11 protein-coding genes and 1 pseudogene are annotated in these 17,025 nt (G+C 72.0%); 2 read left to right on the forward strand and 10 right to left on the reverse strand.

All coding sequences use genetic code 11. The features are described 5' to 3' along the window. Positions 1–2: 2 nt before the first annotated feature. From IPL89_14405 to IPL89_14415, 3 genes are all read right to left on the reverse strand, one after another. Entirely contained in the window at positions 3–3,212 is a 3,210-nt protein-coding gene (locus IPL89_14405) for an efflux RND transporter permease subunit (GenBank protein MBK9064367.1), read from the reverse strand. 50 nt (positions 3,213–3,262) lie between these two features. Next, complete coding sequence (locus tag IPL89_14410) at positions 3,263–4,069, reverse strand: efflux RND transporter periplasmic adaptor subunit (GenBank protein ID MBK9064368.1); 807 nt, start codon at positions 4,067–4,069, stop codon at positions 3,263–3,265. A 360-nt stretch (positions 4,070–4,429) separates the two neighbouring features. Then, positions 4,430–5,806 carry a TolC family protein gene (locus IPL89_14415; protein MBK9064369.1) on the reverse strand — a complete coding sequence of 459 codons (1,377 nt, stop codon included), beginning with the start codon at positions 5,804–5,806 and terminating at the stop codon, positions 4,430–4,432. Positions 5,807–5,878: 72 nt separating this feature from the next. Here IPL89_14415 and IPL89_14420 point away from each other — a divergent pair, with 72 nt between their 5' ends. Continuing rightward, positions 5,879–6,496, forward strand: coding sequence for an OsmC family protein (locus tag IPL89_14420; protein MBK9064370.1), 618 nt, complete (start codon positions 5,879–5,881; stop codon positions 6,494–6,496). A 6-nt stretch (positions 6,497–6,502) separates the two neighbouring features. Here the strand turns inward: IPL89_14420 and IPL89_14425 are convergent, their stop codons facing one another. The 3 genes and pseudogenes from IPL89_14425 to IPL89_14435 all read right to left on the reverse strand — a co-directional run bounded on the left by IPL89_14425 (position 6,503) and on the right by IPL89_14435 (position 9,882). Then, positions 6,503–7,210 (reverse strand): 1-acyl-sn-glycerol-3-phosphate acyltransferase, encoded by a 708-nt coding sequence (locus tag IPL89_14425; GenBank protein MBK9064371.1) that lies wholly within the window; start codon positions 7,208–7,210, stop codon positions 6,503–6,505. A 1,212-nt stretch (positions 7,211–8,422) separates the two neighbouring features. Then, positions 8,423–8,896, reverse strand: a pseudogene (locus IPL89_14430) (DinB family protein). After that, entirely contained in the window at positions 8,893–9,882 is a 990-nt protein-coding gene (locus tag IPL89_14435; protein MBK9064372.1) for a fumarylacetoacetate hydrolase family protein, read from the reverse strand. Before IPL89_14435 ends, IPL89_14430 begins: the two are co-directional and overlap by 4 nt. 52 nt (positions 9,883–9,934) lie before the next feature. Between IPL89_14435 and IPL89_14440 the strand changes: the two genes are divergently transcribed. Next, entirely contained in the window at positions 9,935–10,975 is a 1,041-nt protein-coding gene (locus IPL89_14440) for a hypothetical protein (GenBank protein ID MBK9064373.1), read from the forward strand. A gap of 1 nt (position 10,976) precedes the next feature. Here the strand turns inward: IPL89_14440 and IPL89_14445 are convergent, their stop codons facing one another. From IPL89_14445 to IPL89_14460, 4 genes are all read right to left on the reverse strand, one after another. Continuing rightward, positions 10,977–11,693 (reverse strand): methyltransferase domain-containing protein, encoded by a 717-nt coding sequence (locus tag IPL89_14445; GenBank protein MBK9064374.1) that lies wholly within the window; start codon positions 11,691–11,693, stop codon positions 10,977–10,979. A 29-nt stretch (positions 11,694–11,722) separates the two neighbouring features. Next, positions 11,723–12,523: a hypothetical protein gene (locus IPL89_14450; protein MBK9064375.1), complete on the reverse strand. Its 801-nt coding sequence runs from the start codon at positions 12,521–12,523 to the stop codon at positions 11,723–11,725. Between the two features lie 508 nt (positions 12,524–13,031). Continuing rightward, positions 13,032–15,092, reverse strand: coding sequence for a hypothetical protein (locus IPL89_14455; GenBank protein MBK9064376.1), 2,061 nt, complete (start codon positions 15,090–15,092; stop codon positions 13,032–13,034). Between the two features lie 4 nt (positions 15,093–15,096). Then, positions 15,097–16,980: a hypothetical protein gene (locus tag IPL89_14460; protein MBK9064377.1), complete on the reverse strand. Its 1,884-nt coding sequence runs from the start codon at positions 16,978–16,980 to the stop codon at positions 15,097–15,099. Positions 16,981–17,025 lie beyond the last annotated feature (45 nt).

The raw sequence follows: 17,025 nt of genomic DNA on the forward strand, positions 1-17,025 counted from the left end.
GCTTATTCCTCCGCGGGCGGCGCGCCGGCCGCCTTGATGTACATGAAATAGAGGAGCGGGATCACGACGAGAGTCAGGGCGGTCGCCACGACGACGCCCGAGATGAGCGCGACGGCGAGGCCCTGGAAGATCGGGTCGAGAAGGATGACGCCGCCGCCCGCGACGAGCGCGAGGGCCGTGAGCACGATCGGCCGGAAGCGCACGGCGCCCGCCTTCATGACGGCCTCCTCGAGCGGCTCGCCGGCGGCGAGCTCGAGGTTGATGAAGTCCACGAGGAGGATCGAGTTTCGGACGATGATCCCCGCGAGCGCGATGAACCCGATCATCGACGTCGCCGTGAAGAACACGCCGAACGCCGCGTGCGCCGGCACGATGCCGATGAGCGTGAGCGGGATCGGCGCCATGATGATGAGCGGCGTCACGAAGGAGCGGAACCACCCCACGACGAGGACGTAGATGAGGACGAGGACCGCGGCGAAGGCGATCCCCATGTCCCGGAAGACCTCCACCGTGACGTGCCACTCGCCGTCCCACTTGAGCGCGTAACGGTTCGAGTCTGTCGGGAGCGCCGTGTTGAAGATCTCGAGCGGCCGGCCGTCCGGGCCGCGCAGCGCCTCGACTTTCTTCTTCATGTCGAGAATGCCGTAGACGGGCGCCTCGGCGACGCCGGCCATCTCGGCGAGAACGTACGTCACCGGCTGCAGGTTCTTGTGGTACACGAACGGCGCCCGCTTGCCCGGGACGACGGTCACGAGCTCGCGGATCGGGATGAGGCGGCCCGTCTGCGAGGGCACGGTCGTCGCAAGGAGGCCCTCGAGGCCGGAGCGCTGGGCGCGGTCGAGGCGCAGGACGATGGGCACGGCCTCGCGCGCCGCGTCCACGCGCAGGAGGCCCGCGTCCATGCCGTCGAGCGCGATCCGGAGCGTCTTGACGACGACCTCGGGCGTCACGCCGCTCAGCATCGCCTTCTCACGGTCGATCGCGACCTCGATCTTCGGAGACGCGTCCTCGACGAGCCAGTCCGTGTCGACGACGCCGGGGGTGGACTCGAAAATGCCCCGGACCTCCCGCGCCAGCACGATCCGCTGCGCCGGGTCGGGCCCGTAGATCTCGGCGACCATCGTCGAGAGGACCGGCGGCCCCGGCGGGACCTCCGTGACCTTCACGTTCGCGCCAAGGCGCTTGCCGGCCTCGGAGATCCGGTTGCGAATCTCCTTGGCGATCGTGTGGCTGTCCTTCTTCCGTTCCTCTTTGTGCGCGAGGTTCACCTGCAGGTCCGCGACGAGCGGGCCCGAGCGCAGGAAATAGTGGCGCACGAGGCCATTGAAGTTGAACGGAGCGGACGTGCCGGCGTAGACCTGCACGTCCGCGACCTCGGGCTGGGCCTTGACGAGCGTCGCGAGCGTGCGCGCGGCGGCGGCGGTCGCCTCGAGAGTGGTGCCCTCGGGCATGTCGAGGACGACCTGCAGCTCGCTCTTGTTGTCGTACGGCAGCATCTTGACCTTCGCCGCCCGGACGAGGAAGAGGCCGCAGGCGAGAAGAAGGAGAACGACGACGCTGCCGAGCAGGACCCAGCGCCGCGTCGCGCTCGCGAGGAGCGGCGTGAACAGCTTCCGGTAGAAGCGGAGCAGGCGGTCCTCGGGCTTCTTGTCGGCGCCCGCCTCGAAGTGCTCCTCGCCCCGGAGGTGCTCCTCGGCGAACTTCCGGAAGAGGCGGAACGTGAGCCACGGCGAGACGACGAACGCCACGAGCAGCGAGAAGACCATCGCGGCCGAGGCGTTCACGGGGATCGGGCGCATGTACGGGCCCATGAGGCCGGAGACGAACGCGAGCGGGAGGAGCGCCGCGACGACCGCGAACGTCGCGAGGATCGTCGGGTTGCCGACCTCGTCGACCGCGTAGACGGTGGTGAGGCGCGGCTCGCCCCAGCCCATCTCGTAGTGGCGGTGGACGTTCTCGACGACGACGATCGCGTCGTCCACGAGGATGCCGATCGCGAAGATGAGCGCGAAGAGCGTGACGCGGTTCAGCGTGTACCCGAAGAGAAACGACGCGAAGAGCGTGAGCGCGAGCGTCGCGGGAACCGCGACGAGGACGACGACCGCTTCCCGGCGGCCCAGGAAGAGCGCCATGAGGAGGACGACGGAGAACGTCGCGAGCCCGACGTGGAAGATGAGCTCGCCGGACTTCTCGTCGGCCGTCTTGCCGTAGTCGCGCGTCTTGGCGACGGTCACGTTGGACGGGACGACCGGGCCCTTCAGGCCCTCGAGACGGGCGTCGAGGTCCTTCACGAGGTCGACGGCGTTCGTGCCGGGCTTCTTCGCGACGGCGAGGGTGACGGCCGGGGCGTCGTCGCCGGCCTTCGTGAGCATCCACGCGTACTGCGAGGGTTCCTCGGGGCCGTCGGACACGGTCGCGACGTCCTTGAGCCACACCGGCTTGCCGTTCGCGACGCCGATCACGGCCGAGCCGACGTCCTCGGCGCGGCGGAAGAGGGAGCCGACCTCGACGGGGACCTCGGCGTTGCCGGAGGCGAAGCTGCCCGCGGGCAGGCGCCAGTTGAGGCCCGAGAGCGCGCCGTACGCCTGCACGAGCGAGACGCCGTAGGACGCGAGGCGGTCGCGGTCGAACTTCACGTTCAGGACGCGCCGCTGGCCGCCGATCACGGTCACCTGCGCGACGCGCGGGTGCCGCGTGAAGTCGGCCTTGACCTCGTCGGCGATCTGCCGGAGCTGCATCGGCGAGGCGTCCTTCGAGTAGAGCGTGTACGCGGCGACGGGGACGTCGTCGATCCCGCGCGGAGCGACGACCGGCGGCAGCGCGCCCGGCGGGAGAGCGGGCGCGAGCTCGGCGATCTTCGCGTGGACGCGGACGACGGCCTGGTCGGGGTCCGTCCCGACCATGAACCGCACGATCACGATGCCGCCCGAGGGCTGCGAGATCGAGTAGACGAACTCGACGTTCGGGATCTGGTAGAGCGCCTTCTCGACGGGCGAGACGACGCGCCGCTCGACCTCCTCGGCCGTCGCGCCCGGAAGCGCGACGAGGACGTCGATCATCGGGACCTTGATCTGGGGCTCCTCCTCGCGCGGCGTGACGAGGAGCGCGAACGCCCCGAGGAGGAGCGACGCGACGACGAGGAGCGGCGTCAGCTTGGACTCGAGGAACGCCTTGGCGATCCGGCCGGAGGCGCCGAGCGGCCGGCGCGTCATCTTCCGGTGGAGGATCTCGCGGGCGCTCGGCCCCTGGGGAATGTGCTCGTTCACCGGGAGCTGCCCTTCAACTCGGAGACGGGCGCGCCGTCGGCGGGCGGAGACGCGAGACCGACGAGGACGGTCTCGCCGCCCGAAAGGCCGGAGAGGATCTCGACCTTGCCGCCGGAGACGGCGCCCGTCGTGACGGCCCGGGTGCGCGCCTTGCCGGCTTCGTCCTTGACGGCGACGAGCGTGACGCCGCCGCTCGTGAGGACCGCGCTCTCGGGGACGAGGACGGTCGCGCGCGGGGCGGTGTCGAGCGTGGCGCGGCCCGTGAGGCCTGTCGAGACGGGCGTGCCCGCCAGCTCGAGCGTCGCCGTGTACGTGTGGCTCGCCGGGTCGGCGCCCGGGGACATCTCGACGACGGTGCCCGTGAGCTCGGCGGCGACGCCGTCGATCTTCACGGCGAGCTTCTGTCCGGCTTTGAGGCCCGACGCGGCGACGGCGCCGGCCGGAACCTGCACGACGAGGCGGCGCCCCGTCGCGGACTCGACCATGACGAGCGGGCGGCCCGGGGCCGCGAGGTCGCCGGCCTCGACGAGGCGGGCGGCCACACGGCCGGCGAAGGGCGCCGTCACGCGGGACTCGCGTGCGACGGAGGAGGCTGCTTCCACCGCGCCTTCGCCCTGCTGGACGGCGCCCTTCGCCTGCTCGTACTGCATTCGTGACATGTCGAGCTCGAGCGGCGACGCCGAGCCCGAGGCCGCGAGGGCCTTGTAGCGTTCGTAGTTGCGCTCGGCGAGAGAGAGCGCCGCGCGGGCCTGGGCGAGGGCGCCCTTGGCCTGCGCCTCCTGCCCGCTCGCGGTCTGCGGCATCGATCTCGACGAGGACGTCGCCGGCGGCGACGGACTGGCCGACACGCGCGGGGACGGCGACGACGTTTGCCATCACGCGCGACGAGACGGCGGCGGAGCGGTCGGCCGTGACGGTGCCGTAGAGAGTCAGGCGGTCCGGCAGCGATGCCTTCTCGACCAATGCCGTGGCGGCGGAGACGGGTGCGATGGAGGAAGAGGAAGATTTCTTAGAAGGTGAAGAGGGGCCGGCGCAGCCGGCGAGGACCACCGAGGCGATTCCCGCCGCGACGAGGGCGCCCGACACCTTCAAAGAAGATCCGAATCCCCCGGTCTTCTCCCCGTCTTTCCCCCTCAAAGAAATTCCGAATCCGAACATCTGCTTCACTCCGTTCCTCCGTTCAATACGCTCTCGGGGCGGCGTCCCGCCTTGACGGCGAGCTTCAGCGCCGCCGTGTGCGCGTCGGCGCGGGCGACGAGCTCGCGCGTCTCCGCCTCGCGGCGGGCCGTGGTGACGTCCAGGAGATCGAGCGTCTTCACGACGCCCGCCCGGAACCTGTCGTTCGTGATGCGCTCGGCCTCGCGGGCCGAATCGAGCGCCTTCTTCGCGGTCTCGTGCCGGGCCTGGGCCGTCCGGGCTTCCTCGAAGGCCTGGCGGACCTCGAGGCGGACGCCCTCGGCGAACCGCGCGACGTCCTCGCGCCCCGCGCGGGCGTCCTCGCGCGCCGCGACGGCGGCGGCGTGGTCGCTGCCGCCCGCGAACACGTTCCAGGTCGCGACGGCCATGATCGAGCCCGACGTGCCCGTCGAGCCGAACGGCTTGTCGCCGTACAGCTCGCCCTTGGCGACGAGCGCGAGCTTCGGCCAGATCGGCGCCTTCTTCACCTTCTCCTCGAGCTCGCCGGCGGCAAGGAGATTCCGGGCCGAGCCGAGATCCGAGCGCTCGGCAGCCGTCGCGAGCCAGCCGTCCACGGGAGTCGCGACGGGGCGCGGGTCGGGCAGGGGAGCGAGGGTCCAGGAGGAACTGCCGGCGGCGCCGAGGCGGAACGCGAGGTTCGCATTCGCGATGCGCACGCGGCCGTCGGCCTCCGTCACGAGGTCGTCCATCTTGGAGAGCTCGACCTCGGCCCTGAGGAGCTCCGAGCGGACGAGCATGCCCTGAGCGGCGTAGTCGCCGGCCAGCTTGACGTGCGCGGCGACGGTGTCGCGCGACTTGTGGAGAAGGGCCGCGTATTCCTCCGCCTGGGCGACCATGACGTACGCCTCGGCGGCCGCGAGGGCCGCGTTGTCGGCCACCCACGAGGACGTGCCCGAGGCGGCGTCGGCCGCGAGCTTCGCCTGGTCGATGCGGCCCGAGAGCTCGCCGCCCGTGAAGAGGGGGAGGACGATCTCGGCCCGCGTGATCCCCGTGTTCAGGGGCGAGGCGTCGTTCGGGTTCGAGGCCACGAACTCCGGGAACGAGAAGACGCCCTGGTTCAGCTTGAGGGCGAAGACCTCGGCCGGGTTGTTCGTGCGCATCCAGAGCGCCGTCAGGTTCAGGGACGGCCACCGGAAGCCCTTCGCCTGTGAGGCGCGGGCCTCGGCGGCGCCCTGGCGGGCCTGCGCGGCGGTGACTTCCCGGGCGCCTTCCCGGGCCTTCTGCATGGCGCCTGCGAGGGTCAGGGGCGAAGGGGTCCCGGCCTGGGCCCGGGCGCCGGAGGGCGCCGCGAGGGCAACCAGGAGGAGCAGGGCCCGGGCGGCCGGAAGGGGCTTGTCATTCATAGAAAACTCTTATATAACTATATAGCGATTGAAGTCAACCGGCTGGAACGCCGGAACGACAAGGAGAAAACAATGACCATCAACGACGCTCTCCGCGCCATCGGCGGCTTCTTCACCCTGGCCTCCGTCGCCCTCGGGTACTTTGTTCACCCCGGCTTCTTCCTCTTCACGGCCTTCGTGGGGGCGAACCTGCTTCAGAGCGGCCTTCTCGAAGACGTGCCCGATGGTCGCGATCCTGAAGAAGGTAGGGCTGACGGACCAGATCGACCAGCCCAGGGCGTCCTGTTGCGCCGGGGAGGCCGCGTGAGGTACGACGTGGCCTTCCCCGGCGGCGTCGCCGTCGAGGCTGCCTTCAAGGGCCACACGGTCCGGACGGACCAGCCCTCGCCCTTCGGGGGAGACTCGGCTCCGGCGCCGTTCGACCTCTTCATCGCCTCGATCGCGACGTGCATGGGCTTCTACGCCCTGCGGTTCTGCCAGGAGCGCGGGATCGCGACGGAAGGCCTCAGCCTCTCGGTCGAGACCATCAGGGACCCCGAGAAGAAGCGTCTCTCGACGATCAAGGCGGCCCTTACGCTCCCGCCGGGATTCCCCGAGAAGTACACGGGTGCGATTCAGCGCGCCGTCGACCAGTGCGCCGTCAAGAAGCACATGATCGAGCCGCCCGCGTTCGAGCTCTCGGTGAACTGAAGACGTTCAGGCCGGGTCGGCGAGGATCGCGGAGAGCCTCTCGACGACTTCCGCGCCCGATTCCTTGTCGTAGGGCGCCGCGTAGAACGCGTCGAGGTCCATCGGGGGATGGAGCGTCAGGTGGCACTTCCGGAGGAACTTGCCCGGAAGCTGCTTGTGAAGCAGCAGCTCCCGGAAGCCGTCCACGCGCACGGGCACCGCGATCGCCTTTGTCCTGTGGAGGAGCTGGGCGACGCCGGGGCGCAGCGGAGCGCCCTTCTGCGTCGTCCCGGCGGGGAAGTGCAGGAGCCAGCCGGTCGCGATGGCTTCCTCCACCTTCGCAATGCCTTCGAAGTCGGCGGTGCGCTTCACGTCCTTGCCGCCCTCGCGAAAGCTGCGGCGAAACGTGACGCCGCCGGCCTTCGTGAACAGCTGCGTCACGAGGTTCTTCTGCATCGTCTCGGTGGCGGCCGAGAAACGCGTGAACGGGTCCTCGAGCGGCATCGCGTGCTTGACGTACACGAGATCGAAGAACGCGATCGCCTCCATGAAGTACGTCTGGTGGTTGGACAGGAACACGACGTTCCGGTGCGGCAGCGTGTCCAGGATGGCGTCGCCGGTCGCGTGGACGCGGTTCAGGAGGCGGAAGTAGGGCAGCGTGAATCCGAACGCCGCGCTCGTGATGATGCCGCGCCGAAGCCAGCGATCGAAGAACGACTGTTCGAGGGAGGACATGTTTGGCCGATTGTAACGGCCTGTGAAGGGGGGGGGGGGGGGGGGGGACGGTCGGGGGGGGCGGGGGGGGGAAGGGGGGGGAGAGGGGGAGGGGGGCGGCGGCCGCCCGGCGGGGCGGCGCCCGGGGGGGCGGGGGGGGGCGGGGGGGGGGGGGGGGGGGGGCCGGGGTGCGGGGGGCGCGGGGCCGGGGGGCGGGGGCGGGTGGGGGGGGGGGGGGGGGGGACGGGGGGGGGGGGGGGGGGGGGGGGGGGGGGGCCCGGGGGGGGGGCCCGGGGGGGGGGCCGGGCCCCCGGGGCGGGGGGCCCGGGGGCGGGGGGGGCGGGGCCGCCGCGGGCCCCGGGGGGGGGCGGGGCGGGGGGGGGGGCGGGGGCGGGGGGGGGGGGCCCGGCCCCGGGGGGGGTGGGGGGGGGCCGTGGGGGGGGGGGCCCGTTGGGTGGGCGGCGCGCTTGGGGCGCGGCCGGGGGGGGGGGGGGGAGGGGGGGGGCGGGGGGGGGGGGGGGCGGGGCGCGGGCGGGGGCGGGGGGCGCCGGGGCCCGCCGGCCCGCGCGGGGCCGGGGGGGGGGGGGGCGGGGCGGCCGCGGGGGGGGGGGGGCGCCGCGGGCGGGGGGGGGGGGGGGGGGGGGGGGGGGGGGGGGGGCGGCCCGCCCGGGGGGGGGGGGCCGGGCCCCGCGGGGGCGGGCCGGCCCGGGCGGGCGGGGGCTTGGGGGGGGGGGCGCGCGGGCGCGCCCCGCGGGGCGGGGGGGGGGGGGGGGGGGGGCGGGGCGCGGGGGGGGGGCCGGGGCGGGCGGGGGGGGCGGGGGGGGGGGGGGGCGGGGGGGGGGGCGCGCCGGGGCGCCCCGGGGGGGCGGGGGGCGGGCGGGGGGGGGGGGGGGGGCGGCGGGGGGCGCGGGGGGGCGGGGGGGGGGGGCGCCGGCGGGGGGGGGGGCCGCCCGGGGCCGGGGCGCCGGGGGGGGGGGGCCCGGCGCCCCCGGGGGGGGGGGGGGGCGGGGGGGGGGCGGCGCGGGGGGGGGGGGGGGGGGGGGGGCGCGCCGGGGGGGGGCCGGCCGGGGCGGGGGGGGGGGCGGGCCGGGGGGGGGGGGGGGGGGGGGGGCCGGGGGCGCGGGCGGGGGCGGGGGGGGGGGGGGGGCGGGGCCCGCGGGGCCGGGGGGGGGGGCGGGGGGGGGGGGGGGGGGGGGGGCGGCACCGGAGCGCGACTTCGAGGCCCCATACGACCAGGTCCGTGGCTTTCGGCGCGTGCCCGAGGCGGCGCAGCATCGAGGAGATCTGGCCGCGGTGGTACGTCTGGTGGTTCACCACGTGCCGGACGATCACCCAGAACGGCGCCGTTTTCGCCTCGCCCTTGAGGTTCTTCCAGGTGAACGAGGTCGCGAGGCGTGCGGCGTCGTACGTGGGGACGAGCCGTGCGTGCTTTTCCTGCGCGGCGAGGAGGACGCGGACCGCGTCGTCCAGGGTCGGAAGCTCGGCGACCGTCGGCAGGCGCATTGCGTCCTTCCCGGCGAAACGCTCGGCCCAGGCGTCCGTGGCGCCCGCGATGTGGACGAACGTGGCCCGCAGCGACGGCCAGCCCCCGCCCTGCTCCTTCTCGTAGTCGTGCTCGGGGATCGTGCGGAGGGCTTCGATGACGCGCGCGTTGGCCCAGGCGTTGAACGCGTAAAGGGAGGCGAGGTCGTCCGCGGGAAGGCTCATCGCGCCGCGTCCTCCACGATCGTGTTCGTGAGCGTCCCGAGGCCGTCGATCGTGAGGCTCACGACGTCCCCCGGCTTGAGCCACTGGTCGTGCGTGACCTTCGAGCCGTTCAGCTCGAGGAAGCAGCCGGTCCCGACCGTGCCGGAGCCGATCACCTCGCCGGGCTCGAGCGTGACGCCGTCGGCGGCGCGTTGCACGATCTCGGCGAACGTCCAGTTCATCTGCGAGACGTCGCCGTGCGAGACAGGCACGTGGTTCACCGTCGCCGACATGGCCGCGTAGAGGACGTTGCCCTTGTGCGACGGGCGGAGCCGGGGCTGGAGCTCGTCCTTCGTGACGAGCCAGGGCCCGAGGCCGGTCGCGAAGTCCTTTCCCTTGGCGGGCCCGAGGTTCAGCTTCATCTCCTCCATCTGGAGCGCCCGCGCGGAGAAGTCGTTCATGACGCCGTAGCCGAAGATCGCGGCGTCGGCCTCCTCGAGCGTCGGGTTCGTGACGCGCCGGCCGATCACGCAGAAGCACTCGAGCTCGAAGTCGAGTTTTTCGAGGCGGCGCCCGCCGACGCGCAGGTCGCCGGGGCCGACGACCGCGAGGGCGTTCGTGAAGTAGAAAACGGGGAAGTCGTCGAACTCCGGGATCATCGGAAGGCCCCGGTTCTTCCGGGCGGTCTCGACGTGCTGGCGGAACGCGTAACCGTCGCGGATCGAAACGGGCTTCGGGAGCGGCGCGGCGAGCGTGACGCGCGCTTCGGAGACGAACGCTTCTCGCGGCAGCTCGGAGGCCATGGCGACGAGGGAGGCCGCGTCGGGGAGCAGCTCGTCGGACCGTTTCACGAAATCGAGCATCGACAGGTTCGCGAAGCGCGGGTGGGCGCGCGCGAAGTCGAGGATGCGGTCCTCGCCGATCACGGCGCCGAACCGCGGGTGCCTGCGGAGGACGCCCGACTGGGACGCTTCGCCCTCCGGCGGCATGAACGAGACGAGCTTCATTGCGGCTCAGTTTATACGCTCCGCGCTAACATTCGCGGCCGGAGGGACCCGAATGCCGCGCGCCGTCGGACGCGACCGCCTCGGGGTCGAGACCGCGGGGCAGGTCCTCCTCGACTGCGACGCGCCGAAGGGCTGGCGCCCCCGCGTGCCGGCGACGCCGACCTCCGCGGAGCACCCCGGAACGGCGGTTGCCTGGGAAGGGGACTTCTTCGAGGTCCTCGAGGTCCGGCCCCGGGGGGCGGGCGTGCAGTACGTCCTCGCGCCGTGGGACGAGCGGCACGCGATGCGCGTCGTGGCGGCCTACAGCGAGGAGTCGGAGGCCGCGCGGGCGGGTGAGCGTTCGGACGCCGCGGTGCACGCCGACCGCCACGTGTACATCCTCCTCGTCGCGCCGCTCGCGGGGTCTCTTCCGGCCCACGTGCAGGAGCGTCTCGAGGTCGAGTACAACGTGCCGGCGCGCCGCCTGAGCCTCGCCTCGGCGCTCCCGCTCTGGGTCGTCGGGTGGCTCTCCCTCGTCCTCCTGCTGGCCTCGTCGGTCGGGGGCGCCGGCCCGGTGCCCGCGCCGCTCCTCGTCTTCGGCGTCTACCTGCTCGCCGAGTCCACGGCGCGCCTCGCCGTGTGCATCCTGCAGGGCCGGCCGATCGGGACGGTCGTCGGCACGCTCCTCTACGAGGGTTGGCGGCGCGCGAAGGCCTTCGCCGGCGGCGAGCCCCTGCCGAAGGAGAAGGCGATCTGGGACGTGGAATCCGACGCGACGCAGGACGTCCTCGACCGCTACCACGTCCTCGAGCCGTTTGCGGGCCTCCTGCCCGTGGACGACCAGGTCCGCCTCGCGGAACGATTCGACTTCGACGCACTCCGCTGGGGCCGCGTCGAGGCGATCTTCCTCCTCGTGATGTTCGGGCCGCTCGCCATCGCGTCGCTTCTGGGCGCCCTTTCCGTGTTCGAGGCCGCGGACGTTCCGAGAGTCGCCGTCTTCGGCGGGATCGCATTCGAGCAGCTCGTGAGGCTCCGGAAGCTCGCGGCGGGCCGGCTCGCGCCGAGCGTGCTCGGCGCCCTCGTGCGCCCGTTCGCGCAGAAGCTTCTCGCCTGAGTCAGCGGGCGGGCTTCTCGGCGCGCACGATCCGGAGCGGCGGGAAGACGTCGAGGACGTGCGGCCCCGCCTGCGTCACGACGAGCCCGGCCGCCGAGAACGACCGCGCGTAGTCGCCCGTCCGGAGGAAGTCCGAGACGAGCGCCACGCCGCCGCCTTTCAGGACGCGCGCGATTTCGTGGCACGCGTCGGCCCGGCCGCCCGCGTCGGGGATGTTGTGGAGGCAGACGTTCGAGAGGACGACGTCGAAAGACGCGTCGGGAAACGGCATCGACCGCGCGTCGGCGTGGCGGACCTCGACGCGCTCGGCGACGCCCTCGGCCTCCGCGTTCGCGAGAAACGCGTCGGCGGTGTTGCCCGTGAGGTCCTTCGGACTCCAGACGTCGATCCCGACGGCGGTTCCGGTCGTGAGCTTCTTCGCGGCGCCGAGCGCGAGAAGGCCGCGCCCGGTGCCGACGTCGAGGACGTTCTCGGCCCCGGTCCACTCGATCATCGCGAGCATGCGGTCGCGCTGGCGGAACTTTCCGCGCTCGGCGTAGAGAATCATGAGCGCGCCGCCGAGGCAGCACGTGACGCCGACGGAGACGACCGTCCCGCGCGCGTTCACGCCCGCGAGCGGCCACGGGAGGAGCGCCCCTCCGAGGAGGGCCAGGCCTCCGATCACGAAGAGATTCCGGATGACGCCGGGGGCGTCGGTGCCGTAGTCCAGCTTCCGCACACCGGAATGCTACCGGACGTGGTGCTGGATCAAGGCTTTTCTGCGCCCTTCTTCTCGAACCGGATTTCCGAGGCGCCGCTGTCCGCGAGCTCCCGCCCGTCCTTCGCGAGCGACGTCACGCTCCACTTCAGGACGGCGTCGCCCGCCGCCGACGCGAGCCACGCCGGCGCGGCATAGGACGTCGAAGTGGCTGCGACGTACGCCTCGTGCAGAAGCGCGCCGTCGCCGCCGAATACCTCGAGGCGGTAGAAGGCCGTCGACCCGACGGGCGCCCAGCGAAACGTCGTGGTCTCGCCGGGGGCGACGACCGTCCGGTTTGCTGGAGACAGCAGCGCGAGGCCGCCGGTGGCGCCGGGCAGAAGCTCGGCGGGCGCGCTGCCCACGTAGTAGTTGAGGGCCGGAAGCGGGAAGCCCGCGACGGCGCCTCCGAGCACGACGCCGACGCCGGCGCTCGCGTTCTCGAGGTTGGACACGGAATCCGGGTCGTCCGAGGCCTCGATGCGGAGCAGGATCTGGTGGAACCCTTCGGTGGACGTCGGGATCCGCTTCGGGTCGGGTCCGGGGAGCGTCGCGCGTCCGCCCGGGAGCAGGGTGACGTTGAAGCGCTCGAGCTCCGTGTAGCGCTTCTGGAGCGAGCGCTGATCGGGCGGCAGCGTCGCCTCGGTGAGGAGGTCCCGCGTCGAGGGGCGCTCGTCGGACGGCAGGACGACCTCCCAGCGGCCCTTGAGGCGGCCGGTGCCGGTGTAGGAAATCTGCGCGGCCAGAGACGGCGCGGCGTCGCCGACCTTCACGGAGAGGAGCGGCTTGTCGATTGCGAAGGCAAGCTTCACGTCGACGAGGGAGAAGGGAGTCCGGGCCCCCGGCCGCCGGGCGGCAGGTGACGAAGACGTACTCGTCGGGGCCGCCGACGGTGCTGATGAAGTGACGCACGTAGAAGAACGGCGACAGCGCGCCGCGCTCGGCCGCCTGGTAGGCGCGGCGCGCGACGGTGGCGGGGATCGTCATGATGTCCGTGTAGGTGCTCCCCTGCAGGCTCGAGCGGTCGTACCGGACCGGCAGGCTGCCGTAGATCGTGTTCGGGTCGCACTTCTGGCCCCGGGCCGGCGCGGCGGAGATCAGCTCGCCGCACCAGAGCGACTCGGCCGGAACCTGGTTCGAGAGGCCGCCGAACGTGATGTACACGGACGTCGCGCCCTGGCTGTTCACGTTCACGCCCGCCGGATCGCGGCGGATGTCGGCGAGGGCCGGGGCCGCGAGCGCGAAGGCGGCGAGAACGGCGAGAACGGCGAGAACGGCGAGAACGGCGAGAGGGCGGGTGCGTGTCTTCACAGCGGCCTCCTAGAAGAGATTCAAGCTCACGCCGGAGCCGACGGTCCACGTCTTGCGGTACGTTTCGGTGCCCTGGACGAGGTCGCGGTTGCGCTGCGCCGTCCAGCCGTAGCGGAGCGAGATCTGGCCCGTGACGCCGTGCGTGCCGCGCTTCGGCGGCTCGAAGCGCCAGCCCGCCTCGACGCTCACGACCCAGTTCAGGCCGTCCTTCGTCGCGGCGTCGTCGCCCGTCGCCGTGCGGGACCCGTTGGCCGAGAGCGTGGCGTTCGGGAACGGCTTGAGCCCGAGGGTGCCTGCGGCGCGTTTCGTGCGTTCCACGCTTCCGCTCTCCTTGCTTGCCGCCCGCTCCAACCCGTACTCGGCCGACGCGTCGAGGAAGGACGACACGGGCAGCGAGAGGCTGACGGTGTTCGAGGTGCCCAGCGTGTCCGCCTGGTCGCGGCCGGGCTGCCGGTTGTCCGTCGAGGAGTAGCTCAGCTTCCATCCCCAGCGCACGGACCCGGCCTGCCAGTCGGCGCCAGCGATCTGGTTCTCCGCCACCTGGTCTGGGATCTGGGTCTCGTTGAAGCCGCCTCCGAGCGGGCGGTTCGCTCCGAACTGGTGCGTCGCGTTCAGGCCGTAGGAGAGCGCCGGGAGCCACCACGGAGGCGCGGTCCCGCCGAGGAGCGTTCCGAGCGGCACGGCGGCGGTGAGCGTGGGCTTCTGCGTCTTCGTCTTGAGCAGGCCCGGGAGATCCGCGAGGTTGTCCACCGTCCACGCGAAACCCGCCTGGACGGTGACCGGGCCGGCAGACGCGTTCAGCTCGACGGCGTCCTGCTGGAGGTCGGCCTGCGTCGACACGGCGACGCTGCGGTACTGCGGGTCCACGCGCTCGTGCCGGAAGGACACGGTCGCCGAGAACGGTCCCGCGCCCTTCACGACGTCGAGCGCCGCGTTTGCATAGAGAGCCGAGCGTGTCGTCGTCGCGATCGGGACGACCGTCTCGCCCTTCTCGAGGGTCGGGTCCGGAGGGCTCTCGAAGCGACTGCGTGCGAATCCCCCTTCGAGCCGCAGGCGGCCGGAGACGAGACTCGCGAGCGCACGCACGCCGAGGCCCTGGCTCTTCTCCGCGTCGCTCACGAAGCCGCGGTTGACCGAGTTGCGCGGGAGGAGGGAGCCGTCGACGACAGTACCTTCGACGCGCACGGTCCCCGGAGCGGAGGGCACGACCTCGATCCCGAGGCGGCCCGCCCAGACCTGATGCTCGCGGTTGTCGAGGCCGAAGAAGTTGTCCCATCCGACGATCGAGGATCCGTTCATCGCCGTCAACGAGAGGTCCGCGACCTTCCCGAAGGAGAGGCTGGCCTTCCCGCCGCGGCTCGAGAACGAATTGATGAGGTGCCGGTTCTCGCCGAACGAGACACCGCCCCATTCGACCGAGCCGGGGCCGAACGACAACTTTGCGCCGTAGCTGGCGAGGTCGGCCTTGTCGGCGTCCTGGCCTTTTTCTCCGAAGCGGAGCGCGTCCTCCTCCCGGGCGGCGAGCGCGATCGTCATCTGCGCCCCGAGCCCCAAGGATCCCCGTCCGAGGTCGGCTGTGACATTGGCCTGTCCGGTGAGGTCCTGGAACCTGGCCCGGTCGGGCGCCGCGGAGTCCGGGAAGTGGCCTTCGGCGATCTGGCCCTTGAGGGTGAGGTCGAGCTTCGGCGTGACGTCGACTCTCTCGAGACCTCCTGCCTTGAGGACCTTGAACGGCAGCCTGGAAATTTCCCTCCATTCGTTCGCGGGAGTCACGAGGAAGACGACGAACTCCTGGGGACCGGGCGGAAGCGGCCGGAGCGCGCCGCGATACCTCAGGCCCTTCTCGGTGGCCTCGAACAGGTCGGTCAGGTCGGTCTTGCCGAGGAGGACGGCGACGCGGCCCTCGGAGGCCGCGACGGAGCGGCTCGGCTGGATCTCGATCGGAAACCGCCGGCTCACCCACTCCTGGCCTCCGGTCTCGAGCCTCGCGGAGAGCGCGTCGTCTCCCGCGAGGACCGGACCGGAGGCGAGGGCGAAGGCGAGGGCGGCGGCGCGCGCCGCGGCCCTCATGGTGTCACTTGGTCGGCAGCGGGCCGAGCTTGATCTTGGTGACGTTCTTGTTCTGGACGCCGAGCTTGACCATCGGGAGCGTGGTCGTCGTGATCTTCGGCACGATGAGGCGCCTGCCCTTGACGCCGGACTTCTGCGCCTGGAACTTCACGAGCGAGGAATGCGCCTTGACGGCCGCCTGGTCGAACTTCGAGCGGGCGTTCGGCTTCAGGTTGTTCAGGTTCAGGAACGCGTTTTTGCCCGCGTCGAGCGCCTTGCCCGGAAGGGCCAGGAGCCGCGAGGCCGCGTCTCCGATGTCTGACAGGAGCTTGTTCCGGGCGCTCGCGTTCGTGCCGAACCCGATGAGGTTCTGGGCCGCCTTCCCGAAATCGAGCGGCGCGCCGGGGTTGGTCCCCCAGACGTCCTTGTAAACGTCCCGTTCGTCCTTGTTGACCGCCTTCCACTCCGAGTCGGCCTTGTTCTTCGCGGCTGTGATTCCGGTCTGGCCCTGCGTCGCGATGTTCGTGAGAATCTGGCCGCCGTCCACGAGGAGAGCGCCCGCGGCGATGTAGTCGACCATGGCCTGTCCGGCCTCGCCGCCGATCTCCTCGGAGACGTCCTGCATCTTCCCGTAGCAGACGACGAGCTTGTTCGTGTTGTCGCCGATCTGCGTGAGGAGGTCGCCGCCGAGGCGGGCCGCCCTCGGAGCGACGTCGTCCTCGACGATCTGGGACGCCTTGTTGAGCGTGTCGATCGCGGCGTTCAGGCTCGTCTCGATCCTCTGGAGGCGCGGAGCCGACTTGCTTCCGAGCTCGTGCCCGAGCTTCGCGAGGGCGTCGCTCGCCGCGACGAGGGCCGTCATGCTGTTCCGCACGCTCTGCACGAGCTTGACGGTCGAGTCGACGAACTTCTGGATCTTCGAGATGTAGTCCGCCATCTTGGCGACGTTGCCCGTGGCCGCGGTGCACGGCGCGGACCCGAGCGCCGCGATGAGGCCGCTGGAGAGCGCGACGGGTACGCCGCCGACGGTGACCCAGCACGAGCCTCCGAATTCCACGGCGGTCTCCGGGCAGGCGGCGGCGCCGGCGCCGGCGGCCGTCGACCCGCCCGCAAGCGCGCCAATCGCGGTGGCCATCGCAGAGGCGCAGCCCCCGCACTCGCCGAGGAAGGGCCCGACCGTGCTCACGAGGGCGGCGCCGTCGCCGACGACCGACGTGAGGTTGAGAGCCGCGATCTGGGCGGCTTCCTTCTGGAGGTCCTGGATCGCCTTCGTCAGGGCGTCCGCCTGCTTCTTGGCGTTCGGGCCCGCCGCCGCGACGTCCCCTGCGAGGCCGGCGAGCTCGGTGAGGATCTTGCCGCCCTCGACGGCCGCCGGGGCCGTCGCGAGCGCGGCATCCCCGAGCTTCCCGGCGATGCCTCCGAGGGCGACGAGATTCTGCATCTGACTCTGGAAGAACTGGTTCAGGCTGTCGAGCGAGGCCTTCGAGCCGCACTGGGGGTCCGCGAGAAAGCGGTCGAAGTCGGTCTTGATGTCCTTCACGAATGCCGCGGCCTTGTTGTAGTCGGCGATCGCGTCGGGGTTGATCGCGTCCTTGCCGATCACCTTCAGCGCCGCCTTGGCGTCCCTCTCGGCGTCCTGGATCGCCTTGTTCGCGTCGTTGCCGAGGTTCTTCGCCAGGGTGTTGAGGTCTTTCACGCCTCCGCAGAGCTGGTTTCCGATCTGCGTCGGGCTCGGAGACAGGGGGTTCGACCCGAAGCAGCGGTCGAAGCTGAGCCCGACCGCCGTGATGGGGCAGCCGCCGGGATCCGCGGTGGCGGAGCAGTTGGCGAGGGCCGTCCCGGCTGGCAGGAGGGAGAGCAGGGGGGCGAGTGTGACGGCGGTCATTCCTCTCAAGAACGTGCTTTTCATGGTGTCCTCTCTTTCCTTTCGTGGCGTCACCCCCTTCCACGCGAA

Source organism: Acidobacteriota bacterium (genome assembly GCA_016716715.1).
GTDB lineage: Bacteria > Acidobacteriota > Thermoanaerobaculia > UBA5066 > UBA5066 > Fen-183.